This is a genomic window from Citrobacter sp. CK180 (assembly GCF_030333655.1).
GTDB classification, from domain to species: domain Bacteria; phylum Pseudomonadota; class Gammaproteobacteria; order Enterobacterales; family Enterobacteriaceae; genus Citrobacter_B; species Citrobacter_B koseri.
In genome coordinates this window covers 135,034-159,842 of the sequence record NZ_JAOWFM010000048.1, presented here as the reverse complement: position 1 = coordinate 159,842, position 24,809 = coordinate 135,034, and the positions used below count along the sequence as shown (strand labels likewise).

Genomic DNA, 24,809 nt, shown 5'->3' with positions numbered 1-24,809 from the left:
CTCACCTTTTAAACTCAACAGAATTCGAGTTGCAGGACGGCGGCAAGCGAGTCACTCCCTGAAAGCGCACAGAAATACGTGGCCGGGGAGCGCGAACGCCGCCGACGCGCCTGCGACGTGAAGGATGACGAGTGTCTTTCCCGGGAGGGGAAATGTCGCGTGTCTCGCAGGCCAGGAACCTGGGTAAATATTTCCTGCTCATCGATAATATGCTGGTCGTATTAGGCTTTTTCGTGGTGTTTCCACTGATCTCCATTCGCTTTGTCGACCAGATGGGCTGGGCGGCATTGATGGTCGGCATTGCGCTCGGACTGCGCCAGTTCATCCAGCAAGGGCTGGGCATTTTTGGCGGCGCGATTGCCGACCGTTTTGGCGCGAAGCCAATGATTGTTACCGGGATGCTTATGCGCGCAGCCGGATTCGCGACGATGGGGATCGCCCATGAGCCCTGGCTGCTTTGGTTTTCCTGCTTTCTTTCCGGGCTTGGCGGCACCCTTTTCGATCCGCCGCGCTCTGCGCTGGTCGTCAAGCTGATTCGCCCTGAACAACGCGGTCGTTTCTTTTCGCTGTTGATGATGCAGGACAGCGCGGGCGCCGTGACTGGCGCGCTATTGGGTAGCTGGTTGTTGCAGTATGACTTTCGTCTGGTATGCGCGACGGGGGCGGTACTGTTCGTTTTGTGCGCCGCGTTTAACGCCTGGCTGCTTCCGGCGTGGAAGCTGTCAACGGTGAAAATCCCGGTACGCGAGGGCATGGGGCGCGTCATGGCGGACAAACGGTTCGTGACTTACGTGCTGACCCTGGCGGGATACTACATGCTGGCCGTACAGGTGATGCTGATGCTGCCCATCATGGTCAATGACATCGCGGGATCACCGTCCGCCGTCAAGTGGATGTATGCGATCGAAGCCTGCCTCTCGCTGACGCTGCTCTATCCAATCGCCCGCTGGAGCGAGAAACGTTTTCGCCTGGAGCACCGCCTGATGGCCGGACTGCTGCTGATGTCGCTCAGTATGTTGCCTGTCGGGCTGGTCGGTAATTTACAGCAGCTCTTCACGCTCATTTGCACGTTCTATATCGGTTCGGTCATTGCGGAACCGGCGCGTGAAACGCTCAGCGCCTCGCTGGCCGATGCGCGGGCGCGTGGCAGCTATATGGGCTTCAGTCGACTGGGTTTAGCCATTGGCGGCGCGATAGGGTATATCGGCGGAGGATGGTTGTTCGATATGGGGAAAGCGCTGCAACAGCCTGAACTGCCCTGGATGATGCTTGGGGTAATCGGAATCATGACCTTTCTTGCGCTCGGTTGGCAATTCAGCCACAAACGGACGCCACGCGGCATGCTGGAGCCAGGCGCCTGATTTGATACCTGCTTTCATCTCCTCCATACTGAAAGAGAACCGACAGTTAAATGGAGGAGAAACGTGAAGCTTTATATTTACGATCACTGCCCTTTCTGCATCAAAGCCCGCATGATTTTCGGCCTGAAAAATATTCCCGTTGAGCTAAACGTCCTGGCAAACGACGACGACGCAACGCCCACCCGCATGATCGGCAAAAAAATGGCGCCCATTTTGCAAAAGGACGACAGCCGTTATCTGCCCGAAAGTATGGATATCGTCCATTATGTGGACAACCTTGACGGCAAACCCTTGCTGATCGGAAAACAGAACCCCGCGATTGATGAGTGGCTACGCAAAGTTAACGGTTACGCCAATCGCCTGCTCCTTCCGCGTTTCGCAAAATCGGCATTTGATGAGTTTTCCACGCCATCGGCGCGGAAGTACTTCACCGAGAAAAAAGAGGCCATGATTGGCGACTTTGGCGAAAATCTGGCGCATTCCAGCGGGCTCATCAAAAACATCAGCGACGATCTGCGCGCGCTGGATAAATTGATTGTGCAGCCTAATGCCGTGAACGGTGAACTGTCTGAAGACGATATTCATCTGTTCCCGTTATTACGTAACCTGACGCTGGTCGCAGGCATAAACTGGCCAACCCGGGTCGCTGATTACCGTGATAACATGGCAAAACAGACGCAAATCAACCTGTTATCGTCTATGGCCCTCTAATGTTTGTGGGTGGAGGCGCCATGCCGCCACCCTTTCAGTTTTTTCTGCTGGTGCGCGGCGTGCTGGTGCCACATGCTGCTTTGTGTCAGGATTACGACACGGGCATCATGTTGAGGAACCCCATGAAAAAGATTGTCTTTGCCGCTGCATTGTTGGTTAGCGGCCTGTTGGTTGGCTGCAACCAACTCACGCAGTACACGGTAAGCGAGCAAGAAATTAATCAGGCGCTTGAAAAACGGAATAATTTTTCCAAAGACATTGGCTTACCGGGCATCGCGGATGCGCATATTGTACTGACGAATCTCAGCAGCCAGATTGGCCGGGAAGAGCCCAACAAAGTCACGCTAACCGGTGATGCGAACCTGGATATGAGCTCCCTGTTTGGCAGCCAGAAAGCCACCATGAAACTGAAGCTGAAAGCGCTACCGGTCTTTAACAAAGAAAAAGGCGCGATTTATCTGCAAGAAATGGAAGTGGTGGATGCAACCGTAACGCCGGAAAAAATGCAATCGGTGCTGCAAACGCTGATGCCTTACCTGAATCAGTCGTTGCGTAATTATTTTAATCAACAACCGGCCTACGTTTTGCGTGAAGACAGCAGCAAAGGCGAAGCGCTGGCGAAAAAATATGCCAAAGGCATAGAGGTTAAACCGGGCGAAATCATCATCCCGTTCACCGACTAACGCACCAGGGCGCATTTGCGCCCTTTTTTTTCGTGCAAACGAAAACGTTTCCGCTTATCCTTGGTTTCCGGCAAAAATGACTATCCCCCCAGCCGGAGCATATTAATGACTGCACCATCCCAGGTTTTAAAGATCCGCCGCCCAGACGACTGGCACGTTCACCTTCGCGATGGCGACATGTTAAAAACTGTCGTGCCTTACACCAGTGAAATTTATGGCCGCGCGATAGTGATGCCGAACCTGGCGCCGCCTGTTACGACGGTCGATGCGGCCATCGCATACCGCCAGCGCATTCTTGATGCCGTTCCTGCCGGGCATGACTTTACCCCACTGATGACCTGCTACTTAACGGATACGCTTGATCCTGATGAGCTTGAGCGCGGATTCCGCGAAGGCGTCTTTACCGCAGCAAAACTCTATCCGGCCAACGCGACCACCAACTCCAGCCACGGCGTCACCTCTGTCGATACGATCATGCCGGTACTGGAGCGCATGGAAAAACTCGGCATGCCGTTGCTGGTACACGGCGAAGTTACCCATGCTGATATCGATATTTTTGACCGCGAAGCACGGTTTATTGAAACGGTGATGGAGCCGCTGCGCCACCGTCTGACGGCGTTGAAGGTTGTATTTGAGCACATTACCACCAAAGATGCCGCAGAGTACGTTCGCGACGGCAACGAGCTGTTAGCCGCCACCATCACGCCACAGCATCTGCTGTTTAATCGCAACCATATGCTGGTCGGCGGCATTCGCCCGCATCTGTATTGCCTGCCGATCCTCAAACGTAACGTCCACCAGCAGGCCTTGCGTGAACTGGTCGCCAGCGGATTTAGCCGCGCCTTCCTCGGTACCGACTCCGCGCCGCACGCCCGTCATCGGAAAGAAACCAGCTGTGGCTGCGCAGGCTGCTTTAATGCCCCGACGGCGCTTGGCAGCTACGCTACGGTCTTTGAAGAGATGAACGCCCTCGCGCATTTTGAAGCGTTCTGCTCACTCAATGGGCCACGGTTCTACGGCCTGCCGGTCAATGAAACCTACGTTGAACTGGTACGCGAAGAGCAGCTCGTCCCGGAAAGCATCACGCTTGCCGATGACTCACTGGTGCCCTTCCTCGGCGGCGAGCGCGTACGCTGGTCAGTAAAATAATAAAAAAAATGTGGCCAACTGTTGTAAGCCGGAAAGGTTAACTGTATAAATACACAGTATATTCAACAGGGGGCCATTATGCGTATTGAAGTCACTATAGCGAAAACGTCACCTTTGCCTGCTGGCGCGATTGACGCGCTGGCCGGTGAACTCTCCCGCCGTATCCATCACTCTTTTCCAGATAACGCGGGCAATGTTGTCGTCCGTTATGCCGCAGCCAACAATTTGTCGGTCATTGGCGCGACAAAAGAGGATAAAGAACGCATCAGCGAAATCCTACAGGAAACCTGGGAAAGCGCGGATGACTGGTTCGTCAATGAATAAAAAATGATATGCAGTAATGTTCGTTTTTGCCGGGTCGCCCCGGCTTTTTTATTTGCGCAACTGGTCGCTTTTTAATCCATTACTCAAAATAACTGCACAACATGCCAAAAAAATATGAATAACATGCTGTTTTATTGTGCACATAATTCTTAAAAAGAAGAAATTTATTCTGTCACCCTTTAAATTTCCAGTGAATAGCCTTATTTATTGATATACTGAAGTTGCTTCAGAAAAAAACACGCATTGAACCTCGAAAACCGTTGTCTTGTAACACGTATTAGGGGGCATAATGGAAAAGAATAATGAAGTCATTCAGACTCATCCGCTTGTAGGATGGGACATCAGCACCGTTGACAGCTATGATGCGCTGATGTTGCGTTTGCACTACCAGACCCCGAATCGCCCTGACCCTGATGGGACTGAAGTTGGTCAGACGCTCTGGTTAACCACCGATGTTGCCAGACAATTTATTTCGATATTAGAAGCAGGCATCGCCAAAATTGAATCTGGCGATTACCAGGAAAATGAGTATCGCCGTCATTAACGTGACGCGACCCCTCCACCCAAAGGCACCTTAAAAGGTGCCTTTATCGTTTCATACCCTTAATAATTCCACTGACAGAAAATCGGCCGACAAACGCGCCGCCGCGACGGCAATCCGAAAGCATGACGAGTATAACTTGTATATCTCAATTCACTTATTTACCCTGCAATAATCGCGATAGCAGAGAGAAGCTGATGAAATACGACTTAATCATTATTGGCAGCGGTTCCGTCGGCGCCGCAGCCGGATATTATGCCACTCGCGCCGGACTGAAGGTTCTGATGACAGATGCCCATATGCCGCCACATCAACAGGGCAGCCATCACGGCGATACCCGGTTAATCCGTCACGCTTATGGCGAGGGTGAGAAATACGTTCCTCTGGTGCTGCGTGCGCAAACGTTATGGGAAGAGCTTTCAACGCATAATGAAGATCCCATCTTCGTCCGCTCCGGCGTCATAAACCTCGGCCCGGCGGACTCGCCATTTCTGGCGAACGTGGCGCATAGCGCACAGCAATGGCAGTTGAACGTTGAACAACTGGATGCCGCCGCCATCATGGCACGCTGGCCTGAAATTCGCGTCCCTGACAACTACATTGGCCTGTTCGAAACGGACTCCGGTTTTCTGCGCAGTGAACTGGCGATCAAAACCTGGGTTCGCCTTGCCGAAGAGGCTGGCTGTGCGCAGCTCTTTAACTGCCCCGTCACCGCCCTTCATCACGATAGCGACGGCGTTACCGTTGAAACCGCTGACGGCGAATACCGCGCGAAGAAAGTGTTGATCAGTGCCGGTACATGGGTACAGGCGCTGGTGCCGGAACTCCCCATCCAACCCGTTCGTAAAGTTTTTGCCTGGTATCAGGCTGACGGGCGCTACAGCATGAAAAATAACTTCCCGGCGTTCACTGGAGAACTCCCGAACGGCGATCAGTATTACGGTTTTCCCGCCGAAAACGACGCATTAAAAATAGGAAAACACAACGGTGGTCAGTTGATTCACTCACCGGAAGAGCGCAAGCCGTTTGCCGCCGTCGCCAGCGATGGTTCCGAAGCGTTCCCCTTCCTGCGCACTATCCTGCCCGGCATTGGCTGCTGCCTGAACGGCGCCGCCTGTACCTATGATAATTCCCCGGATGAAGATTTTATTATCGATACATTACCGGGACATGATAATACGCTGATCGTCACCGGTCTGAGCGGCCACGGCTTTAAGTTCGCCTCGGTATTGGGTGAGATTGCCGCCGATTTCGCGCAGGGTAAATCGCCGGCTTTTGACCTGACGCCATTCAAACTGAACCGCTTTACGCAATAATGACCCAATGGCCTCGCAAACGGGGCCGTTTCTTTTTGAGGAGTCAGGCTGTGCGTCGTATTTTTCACTATCTGATCAATAATATTCGTGAGCATTTTATGCTCTACGTTATTTTATGGTCGCTGCTGGCCATCATGGACATTATTTATATCATGTTCTTTTAATTTATTTCAGCTGACAAAAATTGACAAAACCTGAGATTACTCTAACTTTCATTGTAATAATTTGACCAATAAGAAACCTCCCGCCCTCCTGCCCTATATAGATAAAACCGCTAATCACCTCGAATCTTCTGACGCAGAATGACAAATTCAATCAATTTTATTGAAATAAAAACAAATATCGCCATGATTGTTATTTATTAGTTGCATTAATGTCTCTAACAGGTCATTTTCATTCTCTCCTGAAATATCCATTGGTGTGTTTATGCAATTCAAAAATACTCCTCAGCGCTATGGCGCCATTTCTGTATTGCTTCACTGGCTGGTCGCCATTGTTGTATACGGCATGTTTGCCCTGGGTTTATGGATGGTGACGCTCAGCTATTACGATGGCTGGTATCACCAGGCGCCGGAATTGCATAAAAGTATCGGCATCCTGCTAATGATGGGGCTGGTTATACGTGTTTTCTGGCGTTTCGTCTCACCACCGCCAAAGGCGCTGAAAAGCTATTCACGCCTGACCCGTCTGGGTGCGGCGGTGGGCCACCTTGCGCTGTATCTTCTGCTCTTCGCCATTGTGATCAGCGGCTATCTGATCTCAACCGCCGACGGCAAACCGATCAGCGTGTTTGGGTGGTTTGACGTGCCCGCCACGCTGGCCGACGCGGGCGCTCAGGCCGATCTTGCCGGTAGCCTGCACCTGTGGCTGGCCTGGAGCGTTGTGATTTTGTCTGTTCTGCATGGGCTAATGGCCCTGAAGCACCATTTCATCGATAAAGACGACACCCTGAAGCGTATGCTGGGGAGATCGTCGCCTGACTATGGAGTTGAAAAATGAAAAAAAGCCTGCTGGGACTGACTTTTGCTTCCCTGTTATTCACCACTGGTTCTGCAATCGCGGCAGACTATAAAATTGATAAAGAGGGACAACACGCCTTCGTTAACTTCCGTATCCAGCACCTGGGTTACAGCTGGCTGTACGGGACGTTCAAAGATTTCGACGGGACATTTACCTTCGATGAAAAAAATCCGGCAGCGGATAAAGTGAACGTCACCATTAACACCAACAGCGTTGATACCAACCATGCGGAGCGTGATAAGCACCTGCGTAGCGCTGATTTCCTGAACGTGGCGAAATTCCCGCAGGCGACGTTTACCTCGACCAGCGTGAAAAAAGATGGCGACGAGCTGGATATCACCGGCGACCTGACGCTCAATGGCGTCACCAAACCGGTCACGCTGGAAGCGAAGCTGATCGGCCAGGGTGACGATCCGTGGGGCGGGAAGCGCGCGGGCTTTGAAGCGGAAGGTAAAATTAAGCTGAAAGACTTCAACATCACCACCGACCTCGGCCCTGCATCGCAGGAAGTCGATCTGATTATCTCGGTGGAAGGCGTACAGCAGAAGTAACGAATGCCGGATGGCGGCTTCGCCTTATCCGGCCTACAGCAACGCACATTGTAGGCCCGGTAAGCAAAGCGCCACCGGGCATAATGCCGGATGACGGCATTGCCTTCAGCACATATTGTAGGCCCGGTAAGCGGAGCGCCACCGGGCATAATGCCGGATGACAGCGTCGCCTTCAGCACACATTGTAGGCCCGGTAAGCGAAGCGCCACCGGGCGTAATGCCGGATGGCGCTACGTTATTCCGCCGGGTCGGGAATGCCCAGTTGGGTATTCAGGCGGCCACGCGATTTATTGAAGATTTTATTGCCATTCTCACGGCCAGCGCGGCGACGGCGCTGTTCCTCTTCCGGCAAACTGCTCTCTTCACAGCACAGCTCGCTACAGCAGCCTTTAAACTTCTCGGCGCAAGCCGGGCACTGAATAAACAGCAGATGGCAACCATCATTTTTACAGTTGGTATGGCTGTCGCACGGTGTGCCGCACTGGTGACAATGCGCGATAACCTCATCAGAGATCCGCTCTCCCATGCGCTCATCAAACACAAAGTTCTTACCAATGAAACGCACCGGCAGTCCCTGCTCGCGCGCCCTACGCGCGTACTCAATGATGCCGCCCTCAATGTGCCACACTTTGTTAAAACCGTTATGCTTCATCCAGGCGCTGGCTTTTTCACAACGAATACCGCCCGTACAATACATGACGATTTTCTTGTCTCTATGCTCCTGCATCATTTCAACAGCTTTTGGCAACTGTTCGCGGAACGTATCAGCCGGAATTTCCAGCGCATTTTCGAAATGCCCCACTTCATATTCGTAGTGGTTACGCATGTCGATAAACACGGCATCAGGATCGTCCAGCATGGCGTTCACTTCCGCCGCTTTCAGGTACTCGCCAACGTCGCTGGCATCAAAATTCGGATCGTCGATACCATCAGCCACAATCCGCTCACGTACTTTCATACGCAGCACCCAGAAGGACTTACCGTCATCGTCCAGCGCAATATTCAGACGCAAGCCGTTTAATGCGGGATCAAACGCATACAGCTGCTCACGAAACGCCGCGACCTGACTTTGCGGCACGCTGATCTGTGCGTTAATGCCTTCACGCGCCAGATAAACGCGACCAAAAACATTCAGCGAGGTAAACATCTGGTACAACGCGTCGCGCGTGCTCTGCGGATCGACGATCGTGAAATATTTATAAAAAGAGATGGTCGTGCGCGGCTCCGTTTCAGCTAACATCCGGGCTTTAAGCGCATCGTTCGAAATGCGGTTGTGTAACACTGGCATGGTGTACGTATCCTGCAATCAGTAAAAATGAAATCGGGCGGCATCATAAAGCAAACATCGCCAATTTACATCCACACATTTTGCGCTACATTTCATTCTTCATACTAAGAAATTAACAACAATTGCCGCTTTTATCGTCGTTCTCCAACCACAAATTTTTGCTGTACACGAAAAAATGCGACAATACAGGGAATTGCTCGTTTACAGACAGGATAGAGATGACGAATTTACCTAAGTTCTCCGTTGCGCTACTGCATCCACGTTATTGGTTAACCTGGCTGGGTATTGGTGCTCTTTGGTTGGTCGTGCAATTGCCCTACCCGGTGATTTACAAACTGGGTTGTGCAATGGGACGTCTGGCGTTGCGTTTTATGAAGCGCCGCGCCCGCATCGCCTATCGTAATCTTGAATTGTGCTTTCCGCAGATGAGCGAGCAAGAACGCCACCAGATGGTGGTGAAGAACTTCGAGTCTGTCGGGATGGGCGTGATGGAAACCGGCATGGCCTGGTTCTGGTCCGACCGCCGTATTTCACGCTGGACAGATGTCAGCGGCGTTGAGCATATCCGCGACGTTCAGGCCCGGGAGCGAGGGATTCTGCTGGTTGGCCTGCACTTTCTGACGCTGGAGCTGGGCGCGCGCCAGTTTGGTTTGCAACAGCCTGGCATTGGCGTTTATCGTCCGAATGACAATCCGTTGCTCGACTGGCTACAAACCTGGGGACGTATGCGCTCCAACAAGTCGATGCTCGATCGCAAAGACCTGAAAGGCATGATCAAAGCGCTAAAAAAAGGTGAAGTGGTCTGGTATGCGCCGGATCATGACTATGGCCCGCGCGCCAGCGTGTTTGTCCCGCTGTTTGCCGTGGAACAGGCCGCCACCACGTCAGGAACCTGGATGCTCTCCCGGATGTCCAACGCCTGTCTGGTGCCGTTTGTTCCGCGTCGTAAACCCGATGGCAAAGGCTATGAGCTGATTCTCCTGCCGCCGGAATGCTCACCACCGCTGGATGACGCCGAAACCACCGCGGCCTGGATGAACACGATCGTAGAGAAATGCATCATGATGGCGCCCGAGCAATACATGTGGTTGCACCGCCGTTTCAAAACGCGTCCTGAAGGTATGCCTTCCCGTTACTGATTTATCAGGTGCAGCGGGCGACGGTTGCACCTTTTCATCGCCTCTTTTAGCTTTAAAAGCTACTCACATTGCCGCCCTCAGCAGGCAGGCGCATAATAAGAGAGTATTGCCTTATTTTTATTCTGATGATAGCGCAAACAGCGCATCACACTGCGGATCGCTATGTCACCCTCTGATGTCCCCATAAACTGGAAACGCAATCTCACCGTAGCCTGGCTGGGCTGTTTTTTGACCGGCGCGGCGTTTAGCCTGGTGATGCCATTTTTACCCCTCTACGTTGAGCAGCTCGGCGTAACGGGCCACAGCGCGCTGAATATGTGGTCGGGGCTGGTTTTCAGTATCACCTTCCTGTTTTCCGCTATTGCCTCGCCTTTTTGGGGCGGGCTGGCCGATCGCAAAGGGCGAAAGATCATGCTGCTGCGCTCAGCCCTCGGCATGGCGATGGTTATGCTGCTGATGGGGCTGGCGCAGAACATCTGGCAGTTTCTGATCCTGCGCGCATTGTTAGGTCTGCTCGGCGGATTTGTGCCAAACGCAAATGCGCTTATCGCCACTCAGGTGCCGCGTAATAAGAGCGGCTGGGCGTTAGGAACGCTTTCTACTGGCGGCGTCAGCGGCGCGTTGCTCGGCCCTCTGGCGGGCGGATTACTTGCCGACCAGTACGGATTACGCCCTGTCTTTTTCATCACCGCCAGCGTGCTGTTGGTCTGTTTCTTACTGACGCTCTTTTTTATTCGCGAGCGTTTTCAGCCTGTCAGCAAAAAGGAGATGTTGCACGTCCGGGAGGTCGTTGGCTCACTAAAAAACCCAAAGCTGGTTTTGAGTCTGTTCGTCACCACGCTGATCATTCAGGTTGCAACCGGATCGATCGCGCCTATTCTGACGTTATATGTGCGAGAGTTAGCCGGTAACGTCAGCAATATCGCATTTATCAGCGGAATGATCGCCTCGGTGCCCGGCGTGGCGGCGTTGCTCAGCGCGCCCCGGCTCGGCAAACTGGGCGATCGCATTGGCCCCGAAAAGATCCTGATTACCGCCCTGATTATCTCTGTCCTGCTGCTGATCCCGATGTCATTCGTACAAACGCCCTGGCAGCTTGGCGTGCTGCGCTTTTTACTTGGCGCGGCGGACGGCGCCCTGCTCCCTGCCGTACAGACTCTGCTGGTCTATAACGCCAGCAATCAGATCGCCGGGCGCATCTTCAGTTACAACCAGTCATTTCGCGATATTGGCAACGTCACAGGCCCGTTAATGGGGGCGGCTATTTCTGCCAGCTACGGTTTTCGCGCCGTGTTTTGCGTCACCGCAGGCGTCGTGTTGTTCAACGCAATTTATTCGTGGAACAGCCTGCGGCGGCGCAGAGAGACCCTCGCGGCAAAATGATTTTTGCGCTTTCATACTTGCAAAACCGGAGAATCAGCTATTCTTTCCCTGAATACCTCATCAAATCAAAGGGAGACAGTGATGACTATGTACGCCACGCTGGAAGAAGCCATTGATGCAGCCCGTGAAGAGTTTCTGGCTGACAACCCGGAACTCGAACAAGATGAAGCCAATGTTCAACAACTCAATATCCAGAAATACGTGCTACAGGATGGCGACATCATGTGGCAAGCCGAGTTTTTTGCCGATGAAGGCGAAGAAGGCGAATGTCTGCCAATGCTGAGTGGCGAAGCGGCGCAAAGCGTCTTTGACGGCGATTATGATGAGATAGAGATTCGTCAGGAGTGGCTGGAAGAGAACACTCTGCATGAGTGGGATGACGGTGAATTTCAGCTTGAGCCGCCTCTGGATACCGAAGAAGGCCAGACTGCGGCGGATGAGTGGGATGAGCGTTAACTACTCATAAGGGCCGTGGTGTATATCCAGCGGCAGCAGCAGCGTATCAAAAACCAGTGAAAACGGCAGATCGAGAACCGTGACATAGCGCCACGCGGAATCCCGGACATCCCACTGCACGCCGGGATAGTATTGATTGCCGTGCCCTTGTCCGGGGATCGTCCTGCTAATGATGCTGCCGCACCCACTCAGAAGTAGCGCCATTACGCCAACCACGATTATTCGCACCGGATACCTCATTCGTCGTTTTGTTCAGTATAAAAAAATACCGGCAGCAGGCCGGTATTTTCAGATAATTGTCAGCGCATATTTGTCGGCCTGATAAACGCCACGTTTATCAGGCCGCTACGGCTTACTTCTTCTGCAACGCCAGTGGGTTCAGATTGATACCCTGATAGTAGTTAACCCACGATGAGTATCTTTCCGGTGAATTCCAGACGCGATAGTGTAAACGCGCCATCGTCACCGGATCGCTCAACAACACCAGACGGCGGTCGCGATTCAGTTTTTCCGGCGTTTCATTCAGCGCCTGCTCCACATGGCGGTCGCGCGCAATCTCCAGCACCTTACTGGCGCGGTGACGGGCCGTAGCCATCGCCGTAGCCAGCGCGTTAAACGACGGATTAAACACCGCGTGCATAAAGCCGTCATCCAGCGTGCGATTGCGGTTCATCGCCAGGTATTTGTCAGTATCCACCAGCACCTGCGGCGGGGAATACTCTTCCGGGATGAGGAACAGTTTCCAGCGTTTGGTGCGCAAGCCTACCGTTGAACGGCTGGAAACCACGGACACAAACGGCGACAGGATCAGCGAGAAGACAATCGGCGCCAGCCAGAACAGGAAACGTAAATCCAGCCAGGCCATGCCAACCGCCCATACCAGGCCGAGCAGCAGCTGGGAACCGTGACGCATGAAGGCTTCACCCCACGGAGTAGAGTCATCGTCACGCTGCGGTGAATTCCAGACCACTTCCCAGCCGAGGAATGCGCTCACCACAAACACCGTGTGGAACAACATGCGTACCGGCGCCAGCAGCACAGAAAACAGCACTTCCAGCAGCAGCGACAGCGTTACGCGCACAAATCCGCCATACTCTTTTGTGCCCTTACACCAGATGAGCATAATACTCAGCAGCTTCGGCAGGAACAGCAGCACCATCGTGGATGCAAACAGCGCAATCGCCAGTTCGGGGCGCCACTGCGGCCAGACCGGGAACAGCTGGCGCGGTTGCAGGAAGTATTGCGGTTCGGTCAACGCATGAACTACCTGCAAAGCGGTGGAAAGCGCCAGGAACATAAACCACAGCGGCGCCGACAGGTAAGACATAACCCCCGTCAGGAACACCGCACGGTGAACCGGGTGCATTCCTTTCACCAGGAACAGGCGGAAGTTCATCAGGTTGCCATGACACCAGCGGCGGTCACGCTTAAGTTCATCCAGCAGGTTCGGCGGCAGTTCTTCATACGAACCCGGCAGGTCGTAGGCAATCCAGACGCCCCACCCTGCACGACGCATTAACGCCGCTTCCACGAAGTCGTGCGAGAGGATGGAACCCGCGAACGATCCTTCGCCCGGCAGCGGCGCAAGCGCACAGTGTTCGATGAATGGCTTCACGCGAATAATCGCGTTGTGGCCCCAGTAATGCGATTCGCCTAACTGCCAGAAGTGCAGCCCGGCGGTAAACAGCGGGCCGTACACGCGGGTAGCAAACTGCTGGCAACGTGCATACAGCGTATCCATACCGGACGCTTTCGGCGACGACTGGATGATCCCGGCATTCGGGTTCGCTTCCATCAGACGCACCAGGCCGCTCAGACACTCGCCGGTCATCACCGAGTCAGCGTCCAGCACCACCATGTAGCTGTACTGGTTGCCCCAGCGACGGCAGAAGTCATCGATATTGCCGCTTTTGCGCTTCACACGACGGCGGCGACGGCGATAGAAAATCTGTCCTTCGCCCTGCACTTCAGCAATCAGCTCCATCCACGCTTTTTGTTCCGCCACGCAGATATCGGGGTTGTAGCTATCGCTCAGGATATAGACGTCGAAATGCGCTGCGTTGCCGGTGGCTTTAACCGATTCCCACGTAGCGCGTAGCCCTGCGAACACGCGGTCAACGTCCTCGTTGCAGATAGGCATAATCAACGCGGTACGGTGCTCTGGATTCAGCGGCTCATTTCCCACCGTTGACGCCGAAATACTGTATTTATCGCGGCCAATCAGCAGTTGCAGGAAGCCCATAAGCGCGGTCCAGAACCCCGCAGACACCCAGCAGAACAGCACGGCGAACAGGATCAGGATGCCGGTTTGCAGCACATACGGCAGCAGTTGCATAAAGGAGACCCACAGATCCTGCCCGATCATGTCGGCGGGATTGATGAGCGCCCAGCCCTGGTAAGGAAGAATGGTCTTCATATACCAGGTTGCAACCACCGTCTGCGCCAGCGTCAGCAGCAACAGGATGTAGCGGCGGATTGTCCCGACGGTACGCCATTTTTGCTCGTTCTCCTGCTCTTCTTTCGTCAGGCGGGAGAGATAACGCGGCGTCACGTCCCGGCCGCGCAAGCGGTCCCAGAAACGCCCCAGCGGGTTGGTGCGCCAGGGATCGGGGAACATAGAAGAACGCGTCGCTTTCGGCATTGCCTGCAACTGATCGCGTCCCTCATCATCCTTAATCAGTTGCCCTTCGGCCAGCGAATCCGGCCAGGCCTGCTCAAGGCGCGCTTTAACAGATCCCTGCGGTGAATCGTCTTCTCGCGAGTAAGCTCGATGCTCAACATCCAGCGCCTCATGGACGGCGCGGATGTCCGTTTTCGGCAGCGCCGCTTTCTCAATGTCTGAAAGCGGCATTGCGTCAATATACTCAGTTGTCTTATTCATTGGCAGGTAACTGGTAGCTCCAGGTTTCACTCAACGGCTGATCGGCATTCACCAACGCAGCACGCATTTCAGTGGTTTTCTTCGCGTCTTTCACTTTTACGCGCAGCGTCAAACGCCAGCCTTTCGTCACCGGGTTATAACGCACTGAGTTCTCAACGATTTCACCGTTATCGCCAATACTGGTTTGCGCCGTGACAGGGGTATCCTGCGGCAGTTTTTTCATATCTGTGCCGACAAAATCCACGACGAAGGCGATGGTGCCGTCAGGCTGGCGAATCAGGTTAGACTGTTTGACATCGCCCGTAGAGCGACGCGTCTGCTGAACCCAGGCATTCTCCGGCGCATGAAGTTTCTCTTCATCGCGGGTAAACGTCATGGTGTACTTGAAGTTCATCTCTTTGCCTGCTTCAGGCAGTTGATCCGGCGTCCAGTAGGCCACGATGTTATCGTTAGTTTCATCGTTGGTCGGAATTTCCACCAGTTCGATTTTCCCTTTGCCCCACTCGCCTTTCGGCGTGATCCAGGCGCTTGGGCGCAGGTCATAGCGATCGTCTAAATCTTCAAAGCGCGAGAACTGGCGGCCGCGTTGCAGCAAGCCGAACCCTTGCGGGTTTTCCATCGCATAGCTGCTCACCGCAAGATGTTTCGGGTTATTCAGCGGGCGCCAGATCCATTCACCGTTGCCCGCATGGATAGACAACCCGTTAGAGTCGTGCAATTCCGGGCGATAGTTGGTTGCCGGAGACGGCTGGTTCGGCCCAAACAGGAACATGCTGGTTAACGGCGCAACGCCCAGTTTACCGACTTTATCACGCAGGTAGACTTTCGACTGAACGTCCACCACGGTGTCACGCCCAGGGATGATGACGAAGCGGTATGCCCCGGTCGCACGCGGGGAATCGAGCAACGCATAGATGGTCAAACGTTTGTCAGTCGGTTTTGGACGCTCAATCCAGAACTCGCGAAAGCGGGGAAATTCCTCACCGGAAGGCAGCGCGGTATCAATCGCCAGACCACGCGCGGAAAGACCATAGACCTGGCCTGCGCCAATGACGCGGAAATAGCTGGCACCGAGCATGCTGACGATTTCATCGTTTTTGTCTTTGCTGTTGATCGGGTACAGCACTTTGAACCCGGCGAAGCCGAGGTCTTTGACGGTGTCTTTATCATGCTGAACATCGCCAAAATTGAAATAGTCCGGGTTGTATTTGATTCTTTTTACCGTCGTCGCGGTAACTTCGTTGATCCTGACCGGTGTGTCGAAGTACATACCCTGGTGGTAGAACTCGAGCTTGAATGGGGTCTTGATATTGCTCCAGTACGCTTTATCACGGTTAAACTGGATCTGCTGATAGTCCGCATATTTCATGTCGCGGAAAACGGAGGGCAAGTTACTTTTCGGCGCCTCATAGCCTTTACCGGCTAAGGATTGAGCTTGTTTTGCAACATCATCGATGGTGAACGCCCAACTCGACGATGTGTACAGCGTTAACATTACCGCCGCGCCCAACCAACGCATTTTCATCATTTGTCGTTTATGTTTCATAATAAGTAAGCACTTCCCCCTTTGTGTGCTTATATCGATCCGATCCATTTTAATGGATAATCAGGCAATCCGACAACTGAATCCCGGCTTTGTTCAGCGCGCTGGCTCATGGATTAAGCAGGTTTTGCTCCTGTTTTCACTTTGCGTGCTTATCCTGGAGACAGGTTGTTGGACTTCGTGTAGGGTTGCCCCCGAATGTAAACATTATTCGTCCCAGGGATAAGACGAAAAGTCTGAGAATATGTATCTATCTATGAATCCAGTACCTCCACAGCGTGAATATTTTCTTGACTCCATCCGCGCCTGGCTGATGTTGTTGGGGATCCCCTTTCATATCTCATTGATATATTCAAGCCATACCTGGCATATCAACAGCGCAGAGCCCTCATGGTGGCTGACCCTGTTTAACGATTTTGTCCACGCATTTCGCATGCAGGTCTTTTTTGTTATTTCCGGTTATTTTTCGTACATGTTATTCCTGCGTTATCCATTAAAACGCTGGTGGAAAGTGCGTGTTGAACGCGTAGGTATTCCTATGCTGACGGCCATTCCTTTACTCACCTTGCCGCAATTTATCATGCTGCAATTTGTCAAAGGAAAAACCGAGAACTGGCACACGCTTTCTTTGTATGAGAAATACAATACGCTGGCCTGGGAATTAATTTCTCATCTGTGGTTTTTATTAGTGCTTGTTGTATTAACAACCCTGAGCATGTGGGCATTCAGCCAAATCAAAAAAAGCGCGGAACGCACAACGAAGCCGTTATTCGCCGCCGTTTCGATGACCAAATTGACGCTTATCTTCTTTATCCTTGGCGTCGGTTACGCCGCGCTGAGACGCGCCATTTTTATCATTTATCCCTCTATTCTTAGCGATGGCATGTTCAATTTCGTCGTCATGCAAACGCTGTTTTATCTCCCTTTCTTTATCCTGGGCGCGCTGGCATTCATCAACCCGGCGCTGAAAGCGCTGTTTACCGTACCGTCACGCGGATGCACGCTGGCTGCGGCGCTCGCCTTCGTTGCCTACCTGCTGAACCAGCGTTATGGCAGCGGCGATGCCTGGATGTATGAAACAGAATACGTCATTACCATGCTGATGGGATTGTGGATGGTTAACGTGGTCTTTTCGCTGGGCCACCGTTTACTTAATTTCCAGTCCGCTCGCGTCACCTATTTTGTGAATGCATCGCTTTTCATCTATCTGGTGCATCATCCACTAACGCTGTTTTTCGGCGCGTATATTACGCCGCATATTACGTCGAATCTGCTGGGCTTTTTATGCGGGCTGGTCTTTGTTATCGGTATTGCGCTGGTTCTGTATGAACTGCATTTACGGGTTCCCGTACTGAAATTTTTATTTTCGGGCAAACCCGCGGTTAAACGTGATAACAGCAAGGCTGTCGCCAGTTAAGCTGCCCGCTGAAGGGCGTTAAAGCAGCCATTCGACGGGCAAGACAGACGCCAGTCGCACCAGAACCCGCTTCCAGAATCCTGTGGCGGGTTCTTTTTTCAGTACCACCTCGTCACGCAGGTGGCGATCAACCCAGTTAATTCTTCCCCAACGATCCAGCCGCAGTTGCCAGGCGTCATCACGCTGGCTCTGCATAAAACGGTTATGAATCAGCGTTGCCAGCGTTTCGCTTTCAATCACAAACCCCATTTCGGTATTGAGTAACGTCGATCGGGGATCGAAATTGAGCGAACCGATAAAAACCTTATTCCCGTCAATGCTGAAGGTCTTCGCATGCAGGCTGGAGCCTGAGTTACCGGTTAAACCACGATCGTGAAGTTCAGCCGCATGCCCGTTAGTGGGTTTAAGCTCATAGAGCTCAATGCCGTAGCGCAGAAGTTTTTTACGCCACCGCGCATAGCCCGCATGGACGACCGCCACATCGTTCGCCGCCAGTGAATTGGTAAGAATCGCGATCCTGACCCCTTTTCTCACCAGTTGCAGCAGTTGCGCGACGCCCGCCCGGGTGGGAACAAAATAGGCGGAAATAATGTCGATACGTTCCGTTGGCGACCCCATCACATCGAACAGGCGTTGCGGCAGAAGCGAATGACGCTGCGCTTTCCCCTCGCCTTTTAAAGGATCGTCGCTGAGCAAACGGGTTTTCGCCCATATCAGCGGTAAAGCGCCGCGATCAAGATGGGACATAAAGTGGCTGGTTTTCAGCTTATGCAAATAGCGGCGCGTAATGTCGTCGTTGTACCAGGAATCCGGTAAGTCAATGCGTCGGGTGATTTCCTGCTCAGACAGCGACAACACTTTTTGCAGCGTTGAAACCGATTTGCAGTGCCAGTAACGTTCAAAATCATCCGCCACGTCTTTTACGACAGGGCCAATCGCCATCACGTCGAGATCGGAAAACAGCGGCTCTTCACCTGCGCCAAAATAGGCATCGCCAATATTCCGCCCGCCGACAATGGTGACTGCGCCATCTGCCGTATAGCTTTTATTATGCATACGCCGATTAAGCCGGGCAAAGTCGGTTAAATACCCCAGCGCACGCAGCATACGAAAAGAGAAAGGATTAAACAGGCGCACTTCGATATTGGGGTGGCTATCCAGCAGTTGCAGCGTATCATCAAGCCCCGGCGTATTGTTATCATCCAGCAGCAGGCGAACATGAACGCCGCGTTTTGCCGCCGCCAATAATATCGAAAACAGCAGACGCCCGGACATGTCGTCCTCCCAGATGTAATACTGCACATCCAGGGTGCGCTCAGCCATTTCTGTTAATCGATAGCGTGCGGCAAAGGCATCCAGGCTGTCATCCAGGGCGAGAATGCCGCATTCGCCGGGATGACGTTCACACAGCGGGGTAACAGCGCGCTCAAGTCGGGTCAACTCACTCATCACCTTGTTGGGTCAGTAATCGCTCGTAAAGTCGGGCAGTTTCTTCATCATAACAGACAAAGTATACCTGCTCAGGTAGCGCGTGGCGGGCAAGAAAACCCGCAACCGTATTGACAGCGATCTCTGCGGCGGCGGGGCGTGGGTAGCCGTAAGCGCCGGTGCTGATCGCCGGAAACGCGACAGACCGGTAGCCATTGGCCAGCACCAGTTGCAAACTGTTGAAATAGGCATCTTCCAGGAGCTGGGATTCGTTGTGATCGCCGCCACGCCAGACGGGCCCCACCGTATGGATCACCGCTTTCGCCGGCAGATTGCCTGCCAGAGTGATGACTGCGTGTCCTGCCGGGCACTCGCCCTGCTGCTGCCTGACTTTTTTGCAGGCTTCCAGTAGCGCCGGACCCGCTGCACGATGAATCGCGCCGTCAACGCCACCGCCCCCCAGTAATGAAGCGTTGGCAGCATTAACAATCACATCTACCGTGAGTTGGGTTATGTCGCCATGTTGTACATGAATACGCGATTTCATAGATCCCCCTTACCTTAACCTATAGCCTAAGTGTACAGCAGGGCTTTCAATGAAATCGCGTTTTTTAATCGAACGATTTTATCTCTGACAGATGCGTTTATTGGTATTCAATACTCATAATTGCCAGACGTTGTTGCGGATCGAGATAGTTGACTCTCACGGATGCAATTTGTCGAAGGCTTTGCGGGGCAGTTGTAACCTGTTGCAGGGTAAAACGGTTAGTTTTCATCTGGCCATTATTCACGCATGTCATGTCAATATTTTGTTGCCGGGCACTGACCTCACAAGGAGGTTCGACAATCTGACCACGAAAATGAATAACGCCGCCGGTAGTGATTTGTTGAGCTGTAACAGAGGAAGAAAAGAGAATGCAGACGCCAAGGCCTGCTCCGAGGATATTTTTCGAACACAACGCAAACATACAATAGCTCCTCAATGATCAATCATACTTGAAGGATCGGAGTTTTCCTTCCACTGCGACGCTCGCGGTGAACGGAAACGACGTTGTTGCCTCTCTATAATTCATAGAACAGTAATCCATCCCCTGCCACAAACAATCACCAAATAAATCAAATGATTAAGATGATTTCTCAGGAGATGGCCATTGCTGCGACAAATGCAACGACTGCCCGTCGGAAACGGTAACGATAATTTTTACCGAGTCCTCCGGGGAAATATTTAAACTGAGTTTCGTTAAATCAATGGGTTGATTAGCGGGCAAAGAAAGGGTTGTTTTCTGCTGTGTACGGCTTTGCCCTCCTTTCCCATCACGAACGGCAAAAATTTGGACTTCGCACACGCAGGGTTTACTGAGCGTAACCTGGGGGACAATGGTGTAAATTTCACCTTGTTGCGTGGTATTAAATGTAATCTGGCTGGAGAGCGCGGCAAAGAGTAATAGCGTATTCATCATATCCTCACGAAAAAAAACAGGGCTTTCGCCCTGTTTATTATGAGTACCCGACCTGAATCAGTACTGGTTAGCCGTGGCGTTGTTGCCGAAGCCGACCTGAGTAACCGATACCTGGGAGTCGGACGCAGTCTGGTTAACCAGCGCGCCGTTGCGGCCACCAAACTGGCTCACAACGATATCAGAGTTTTTGGCATTCCACTGATCGATAGTCGCGCTGTTTCTGTACCCATTCTGGGTCAGGTCAATGCCGCTGTTGTCAGCGCCCTGGCCTACGTCTGCGCCGTTACCATGACCATATTGTTTGATGGACAGATCTGATTTACGAGCATCGCTTTGCAGAGCAAGAGCAGAGTTTGCGCTACCGTACTGGAAAATACTCAGGGTAGATTCAGGGCCGGAATTATTACCGCCATTATTATGACCGCCGCCACCGCCCCACTGCGGAACAACACCTGCCAGAGCACTGCCAGAAACTACGATTGCTGCGAATGCTGCCACTTTTAAAAGTTTCATGGTAAACCCCCATCGGATTGATTTAAAAGTCGTCATGGTATTAACGTTGCGTAACGCGAATAGCCATGCGCGACTGTCTCTGCACTACAACTGCTGTTTTTTGCGTACCGTACTGCGTAATATCTGCTTTATTACCAGAACCTTTCTGAATAATCATTGCAGTATTACCATAAGAGCCTTGCGATATACTTGCATCATTGGCGTAACCCGCCTGATCAATATATGCAAGGTTATAAGCTCCTGACTGGTCAATCTTCGCCCGGTTATTTCCGCCTTCTTGTGAAATAACAGATAAAAGTTTTGAGCCGTCCTGGCGTGTTTTTGCACTATTATGAGTGCCCTTTTGACCAATAATGGCTGCCTGATTAAATGAAGACTTGCTTAATTCATTTACCGCAAAATTATATTCCGCATTTGCCAGATCATAACTTGTCGCGGCTGCAATCCCAGGCGCACCCAGTATTGTTAACATCATAAATAACAATTTGTTTTTCATGTTGTCACCCTGGACCTGGTCGTACATTACGTTAATTTAAAAGCATTTCAATTTGACTGTTAACGCGATTCGTTTTTTGTTAACGCCGCGTTACGATGAAGAGTATGTCCGTGGAAACATTTTAAATAACTCACCCGCGAGTGGTATTTTGATATTCAGCGTCACACCAAAGTGCTAATTCACTGTTGACTCCACTGTTATTTACGAAAAATTTATTTTCTTATCTGTAGCGGGCTAAACATTTCTGCCAGTGAGAGGGAAAAACCGTTTTCTGCATATCATTATGCGTTTCTCCGGGCATCACACTGCATCGCCGTCACAACTCGTGACAAACATCATTTTTTTCTCACTAAAAATGTCCAGGCGGCCCTGAGTCGAACGTTTTAAAATTAACTTGTCAGACAAACTCAAAAATAATTTTAAATTATGATTTAAAATCAATCAGTTATTATAATTTGTATGATTTTTTAAATCTATGCAATAACAGCAACATGTACAACTTTTCTATCAAATCTAATCTCTAAAAAATCCACACATTAACATATGAATATATAATTTTACATTTTGTTACAAGTTTAACACTTGCTTTAAGGTTTGTAATGACTAGATTGAAATCAGTTGTAGTCCATCTGTTTTAATATTTTTACCCTTTTTGGGTCGATGTTTTATTTCTACACACAGCAGTGCAACATCTGTCAGTACTTCTGGTGCCTCGTATTTTAGCTGAGGCAGCTGTCAGATGTGCGACTAAAAAAAGTGGGGTTTCATCATGTTTAATGAAGTCCATAGTATTCATGGTCATACATTATTGTTGATCACAAAACCATCTTTGCAGGCCACTGCATTATTGCAGCATTTAAAGCAATCACTGGCTGTTACCGGAAAACTACATAATATTCAACGTTCTCTGGATGATATATCCGCCAGCTGCATTGTTTTACTGGATATGATGGAAGCGGATAAAAAAATTATCCATTACTGGCAAGACAATTTGAGTCGGAAAAACAACAATATCAAGACGTTATTGTTGAATACTCCCGACGACTATCCCTTCCGTGATATTGAAAACTGGCCACATATCAATGGCGTGTTTTACGCAACGGAGGATGAAGAACGTGTCGTTAACGGCTTGCAGGGGATCTTGCGAGGCGAATGCTATTTTTCGCAAAAGCTGGCCAGTTACCTGATCACTCATTCAGGGAACTACCGTTACAACAGCACGGAATCAGCGCTTCTCACTCATCGTGAAAAAGAGATCCTCAATAAACTGCGAATCGGCGCCTCAAACATTGAAATCGCCCGCTCGCTTTTTATCAGCGAGAATACGGTAAAAACACATCTTTATAATCTTTTCAAAAAGATAGCTGTTAAAAACCGTACTCAGGCGGTCTCGTGGGCAAACGATAACCTCAGGCGATAAAGCCATGAAACGCTATCTGACCTGGATTGTGGCAGCAGAATTACTGCTTGCCGCAGGGAATCTTCACGCTGCGGAAGTTGAAGTGGAAGTTCCCGGACTCTTAACTGACCATACCGTCTCATCAGTCGGCCACAATTTTTATCGCGCCTTCAGCGACAAATGGGAAAGTGAGTACACAGGCAATTTGACCATCAATGAAAGACCCAGTGCGCGTTGGGGAAGTTGGATTACGATAACGGTAAATCAGGACGTTATATTCCAGACTTTTTTATTCCCAACGAAAAGAGACTTCGAGCGAACCGTTGACTTCGCGCTGGCGCAAACTGAAGAAGCATTAAATCGTCGGAAAATAGATCAAACGCTATTAAGCACGAGTGATTTAGCGCGCGATGAATTCTAAAATATGATTTAGTCTGGAGGCTGCCATGCGTGTCAAACATGCAGTAGTTATGCTCATGCTTATTTCACCATTAAGTTGGGCCGGAAATATGACATTCCAGTTCCGAAATCCTAATTTTGGTGGAAACCCAAATAACGGCGCATTTTTATTAAATAGCGCTCAGGCACAAAACTCTTATAAGGACCCAAGTTATTACGACGACTTCGGGATTGAAACCCCGTCTGCCCTGGATAACTTTACGCAGGCTATTCAATCGCAAATCCTTGGCGGATTGCTGACGAATATTAACACCGGCAAACCAGGCAGAATGGTGACCAATGATTTTATCATTGATATCGCCAACCGGGATGGGCAACTGCGACTTAATGTCACGGACAGGAAAACCGGGAAAACCTCGACGATTGAAGTGTCAGGTTTGCAAACACAGTCAACCGATTTCTAAGCCCCAGCTACCAAAGGACAATAATCATGCAGCGCTTACTTATTTTGGTTGCAGTATGTTTACTGAGCGGATGCTTAACCGCCCCGCCTAAAGAAGCCGCGAAACCGACATTAATGCCTCGTGCGCAAAGCTATAAAGATTTGACGCACCTGCCGATGCCAACGGGTAAGATTTTTGTCTCGGTTTATAATATTCAGGATGAAACGGGCCAGTTTAAACCTTATCCGGCGAGTAACTTCTCGACTGCCGTTCCGCAGAGCGCCACCGCGATGCTGGTGACTGCGCTGAAAGACTCCCGCTGGTTTATCCCACTGGAGCGTCAGGGACTGCAAAACCTGCTGAACGAACGCAAAATTATTCGTGCAGCGCAGGAAAACGGCACGGTAGCTATCAATAACCGAATCCCGCTTCAGTCCCTCACCGCCGCGAATATCATGGTGGAAGGGTCGATTATCGGTTACGAAAGCAACGTGAAGTCAGGCGGGGTCGGCGCGCGGTACTTCGGTATCGGTGCGGATACGCAGTATCAGCTTGACCAGATTGCGGTAAACCTGCGCGTGGTTAACGTCAGCACCGGCGAGATCCTCTCTTCGGTCAATACCAGCAAGACCATCCTTTCCTATGAAGTGCAGGCCGGGGTGTTCCGCTTTATTGATTACCAGCGACTGCTGGAAGGTGAAATCGGCTACACTTCTAATGAACCGGTGATGCTGTGTCTGATGTCAGCGATTGAAACGGGCGTTATCTTCCTGATTAACGACGGGATCGATCGCGGCCTGTGGGATTTGCAGAACAAAGCGGAGCGTCAGAACGACATTCTGGTGAAATACCGCCACATGTCCGTACCGCCGGAATCCTGATATTTCGCCAACCGTAGAATGCCCGAT

28 protein-coding genes are annotated in these 24,809 nt (G+C 51.4%); 18 read left to right on the top strand and 10 right to left on the bottom strand.

All coding sequences use genetic code 11. The annotated features are described in order from the left end of the window. Positions 1-152: 152 nt before the first annotated feature. The 10 genes from mdtH (at position 153) to OGV50_RS11760 (ending at position 7,656) form a co-directional block, all read left to right on the top strand. A complete protein-coding gene (mdtH, locus tag OGV50_RS11805) occupies positions 153-1,361 on the top strand; it encodes a multidrug efflux MFS transporter MdtH (protein ID WP_012132860.1) in 1,209 nt (402 codons plus the stop codon). A 63-nt stretch (positions 1,362-1,424) separates the two neighbouring features. Further along, positions 1,425-2,072: a glutaredoxin 2 gene (gene grxB, locus OGV50_RS11800; RefSeq protein ID WP_024130444.1), complete on the top strand. Its 648-nt coding sequence runs from the start codon at positions 1,425-1,427 to the stop codon at positions 2,070-2,072. 122 nt (positions 2,073-2,194) lie between these two features. Then, positions 2,195-2,755 (top strand): lipoprotein, encoded by a 561-nt coding sequence (locus tag OGV50_RS11795; protein ID WP_024130445.1) that lies wholly within the window; start codon positions 2,195-2,197, stop codon positions 2,753-2,755. A 105-nt stretch (positions 2,756-2,860) separates the two neighbouring features. After that, positions 2,861-3,904 carry a dihydroorotase gene (gene pyrC / locus OGV50_RS11790; RefSeq protein ID WP_047457554.1) on the top strand — a complete coding sequence of 348 codons (1,044 nt, stop codon included), beginning with the start codon at positions 2,861-2,863 and terminating at the stop codon, positions 3,902-3,904. Between the two features lie 78 nt (positions 3,905-3,982). After that, positions 3,983-4,228, top strand: a complete 246-nt coding sequence (dinI, locus tag OGV50_RS11785) for a DNA damage-inducible protein I (RefSeq protein WP_012132864.1) — start codon at positions 3,983-3,985, stop codon at positions 4,226-4,228. 289 nt (positions 4,229-4,517) lie between these two features. Further along, positions 4,518-4,772 carry a biofilm formation regulator BssS gene (bssS, locus tag OGV50_RS11780; RefSeq protein WP_012132867.1) on the top strand — a complete coding sequence of 85 codons (255 nt, stop codon included), beginning with the start codon at positions 4,518-4,520 and terminating at the stop codon, positions 4,770-4,772. A 194-nt stretch (positions 4,773-4,966) separates the two neighbouring features. Then, positions 4,967-6,085, top strand: coding sequence for an N-methyl-L-tryptophan oxidase (gene solA / locus OGV50_RS11775; protein WP_047457557.1), 1,119 nt, complete (start codon positions 4,967-4,969; stop codon positions 6,083-6,085). Positions 6,086-6,135: 50 nt separating this feature from the next. Beyond that, a complete protein-coding gene (locus tag OGV50_RS11770; protein WP_047457560.1) occupies positions 6,136-6,249 on the top strand; it encodes a YceO family protein in 114 nt (37 codons plus the stop codon). A 262-nt stretch (positions 6,250-6,511) separates the two neighbouring features. Then, positions 6,512-7,084, top strand: a complete 573-nt coding sequence (locus tag OGV50_RS11765; RefSeq protein WP_012132871.1) for a cytochrome b — start codon at positions 6,512-6,514, stop codon at positions 7,082-7,084. Further along, a complete protein-coding gene (locus OGV50_RS11760; protein WP_012132872.1) occupies positions 7,081-7,656 on the top strand; it encodes a YceI family protein in 576 nt (191 codons plus the stop codon). Before OGV50_RS11765 ends, OGV50_RS11760 begins: the two co-directional genes overlap by 4 nt. Positions 7,657-7,891: 235 nt before the next feature. Here OGV50_RS11760 and trhO read toward each other — a convergent pair whose 3' ends face one another. After that, complete coding sequence (gene trhO / locus OGV50_RS11755; protein WP_047457567.1) at positions 7,892-8,944, bottom strand: oxygen-dependent tRNA uridine(34) hydroxylase TrhO; 1,053 nt, start codon at positions 8,942-8,944, stop codon at positions 7,892-7,894. Between the two features lie 218 nt (positions 8,945-9,162). On the opposite strand from trhO, the gene OGV50_RS11750 reads away from it, so the two are divergent. The 3 genes from OGV50_RS11750 (at position 9,163) to OGV50_RS11740 (ending at position 11,922) form a co-directional block, all read left to right on the top strand. After that, positions 9,163-10,083 carry a Kdo(2)-lipid IV(A) acyltransferase gene (locus OGV50_RS11750; RefSeq protein WP_047457570.1) on the top strand — a complete coding sequence of 307 codons (921 nt, stop codon included), beginning with the start codon at positions 9,163-9,165 and terminating at the stop codon, positions 10,081-10,083. A 162-nt stretch (positions 10,084-10,245) separates the two neighbouring features. Next, a complete protein-coding gene (mdtG, locus tag OGV50_RS11745; protein ID WP_071258243.1) occupies positions 10,246-11,466 on the top strand; it encodes a multidrug efflux MFS transporter MdtG in 1,221 nt (406 codons plus the stop codon). A gap of 81 nt (positions 11,467-11,547) precedes the next feature. Continuing rightward, positions 11,548-11,922, top strand: a complete 375-nt coding sequence (locus OGV50_RS11740; protein ID WP_012132878.1) for a MysB family protein — start codon at positions 11,548-11,550, stop codon at positions 11,920-11,922. Here OGV50_RS11740 and OGV50_RS11735 read toward each other — a convergent pair whose 3' ends face one another. The 3 genes from OGV50_RS11735 to mdoG all read right to left on the bottom strand — a co-directional run bounded on the left by OGV50_RS11735 (position 11,923) and on the right by mdoG (position 16,331). Beyond that, entirely contained in the window at positions 11,923-12,150 is a 228-nt protein-coding gene (locus OGV50_RS11735; protein ID WP_024130446.1) for a YceK/YidQ family lipoprotein, read from the bottom strand. 124 nt (positions 12,151-12,274) lie between these two features. Then, a complete protein-coding gene (mdoH, locus tag OGV50_RS11730) occupies positions 12,275-14,803 on the bottom strand; it encodes a glucans biosynthesis glucosyltransferase MdoH (RefSeq protein WP_047457577.1) in 2,529 nt (842 codons plus the stop codon). After that, positions 14,796-16,331 carry a glucans biosynthesis protein MdoG gene (gene mdoG, locus OGV50_RS11725; protein WP_077956924.1) on the bottom strand — a complete coding sequence of 512 codons (1,536 nt, stop codon included), beginning with the start codon at positions 16,329-16,331 and terminating at the stop codon, positions 14,796-14,798. The genes mdoH and mdoG overlap by 8 nt, the downstream gene beginning before the upstream one ends. A 271-nt stretch (positions 16,332-16,602) precedes the next feature. On the opposite strand from mdoG, the gene mdoC reads away from it, so the two are divergent. Then, on the top strand, positions 16,603-17,763 hold the full coding sequence (mdoC, locus tag OGV50_RS11720) for a glucans biosynthesis protein MdoC (RefSeq protein WP_012132882.1): 1,161 nt from the start codon (positions 16,603-16,605) through the stop codon (positions 17,761-17,763). A gap of 18 nt (positions 17,764-17,781) precedes the next feature. On the opposite strand, the gene OGV50_RS11715 is transcribed toward mdoC, so the two are convergent. The 6 genes from OGV50_RS11715 to csgB form a co-directional block, all read right to left on the bottom strand. Next, complete coding sequence (locus OGV50_RS11715) at positions 17,782-19,212, bottom strand: phospholipase D family protein (protein ID WP_080975442.1); 1,431 nt, start codon at positions 19,210-19,212, stop codon at positions 17,782-17,784. After that, positions 19,205-19,738, bottom strand: coding sequence for an O-acetyl-ADP-ribose deacetylase (ymdB, locus tag OGV50_RS11710; RefSeq protein ID WP_130028452.1), 534 nt, complete (start codon positions 19,736-19,738; stop codon positions 19,205-19,207). Before ymdB ends, OGV50_RS11715 begins: the two co-directional genes overlap by 8 nt. A gap of 97 nt (positions 19,739-19,835) precedes the next feature. Next, positions 19,836-20,159: a YmdA family protein gene (locus OGV50_RS11705; RefSeq protein ID WP_047457582.1), complete on the bottom strand. Its 324-nt coding sequence runs from the start codon at positions 20,157-20,159 to the stop codon at positions 19,836-19,838. Positions 20,160-20,315: 156 nt separating this feature from the next. Beyond that, a complete protein-coding gene (gene csgC, locus OGV50_RS11700) occupies positions 20,316-20,648 on the bottom strand; it encodes a curli assembly chaperone CsgC (RefSeq protein ID WP_115181732.1) in 333 nt (110 codons plus the stop codon). A 60-nt stretch (positions 20,649-20,708) separates the two neighbouring features. Further along, a complete protein-coding gene (gene csgA / locus OGV50_RS11695; RefSeq protein WP_024130450.1) occupies positions 20,709-21,164 on the bottom strand; it encodes a curli major subunit CsgA in 456 nt (151 codons plus the stop codon). Between the two features lie 40 nt (positions 21,165-21,204). Next, a complete protein-coding gene (gene csgB / locus OGV50_RS11690; protein WP_024130451.1) occupies positions 21,205-21,660 on the bottom strand; it encodes a curli minor subunit CsgB in 456 nt (151 codons plus the stop codon). A 769-nt stretch (positions 21,661-22,429) separates the two neighbouring features. Between csgB and csgD the strand changes: the two genes are divergently transcribed. The 4 genes from csgD to csgG are packed head-to-tail and all read left to right on the top strand — an operon-like array spanning position 22,430 to position 24,782. Continuing rightward, a complete protein-coding gene (csgD, locus tag OGV50_RS11685; protein ID WP_012132891.1) occupies positions 22,430-23,080 on the top strand; it encodes a biofilm master transcriptional regulator CsgD in 651 nt (216 codons plus the stop codon). A gap of 4 nt (positions 23,081-23,084) precedes the next feature. Further along, on the top strand, positions 23,085-23,480 hold the full coding sequence (csgE, locus tag OGV50_RS11680) for a curli production assembly/transport protein CsgE (RefSeq protein ID WP_200092476.1): 396 nt from the start codon (positions 23,085-23,087) through the stop codon (positions 23,478-23,480). Between the two features lie 25 nt (positions 23,481-23,505). Beyond that, entirely contained in the window at positions 23,506-23,922 is a 417-nt protein-coding gene (gene csgF, locus OGV50_RS11675; RefSeq protein ID WP_012132893.1) for a curli production assembly/transport protein CsgF, read from the top strand. A 26-nt stretch (positions 23,923-23,948) separates the two neighbouring features. After that, positions 23,949-24,782, top strand: a complete 834-nt coding sequence (gene csgG / locus OGV50_RS11670) for a curli production assembly/transport protein CsgG (RefSeq protein ID WP_024130452.1) — start codon at positions 23,949-23,951, stop codon at positions 24,780-24,782. Positions 24,783-24,809: the final 27 nt, after the last annotated feature.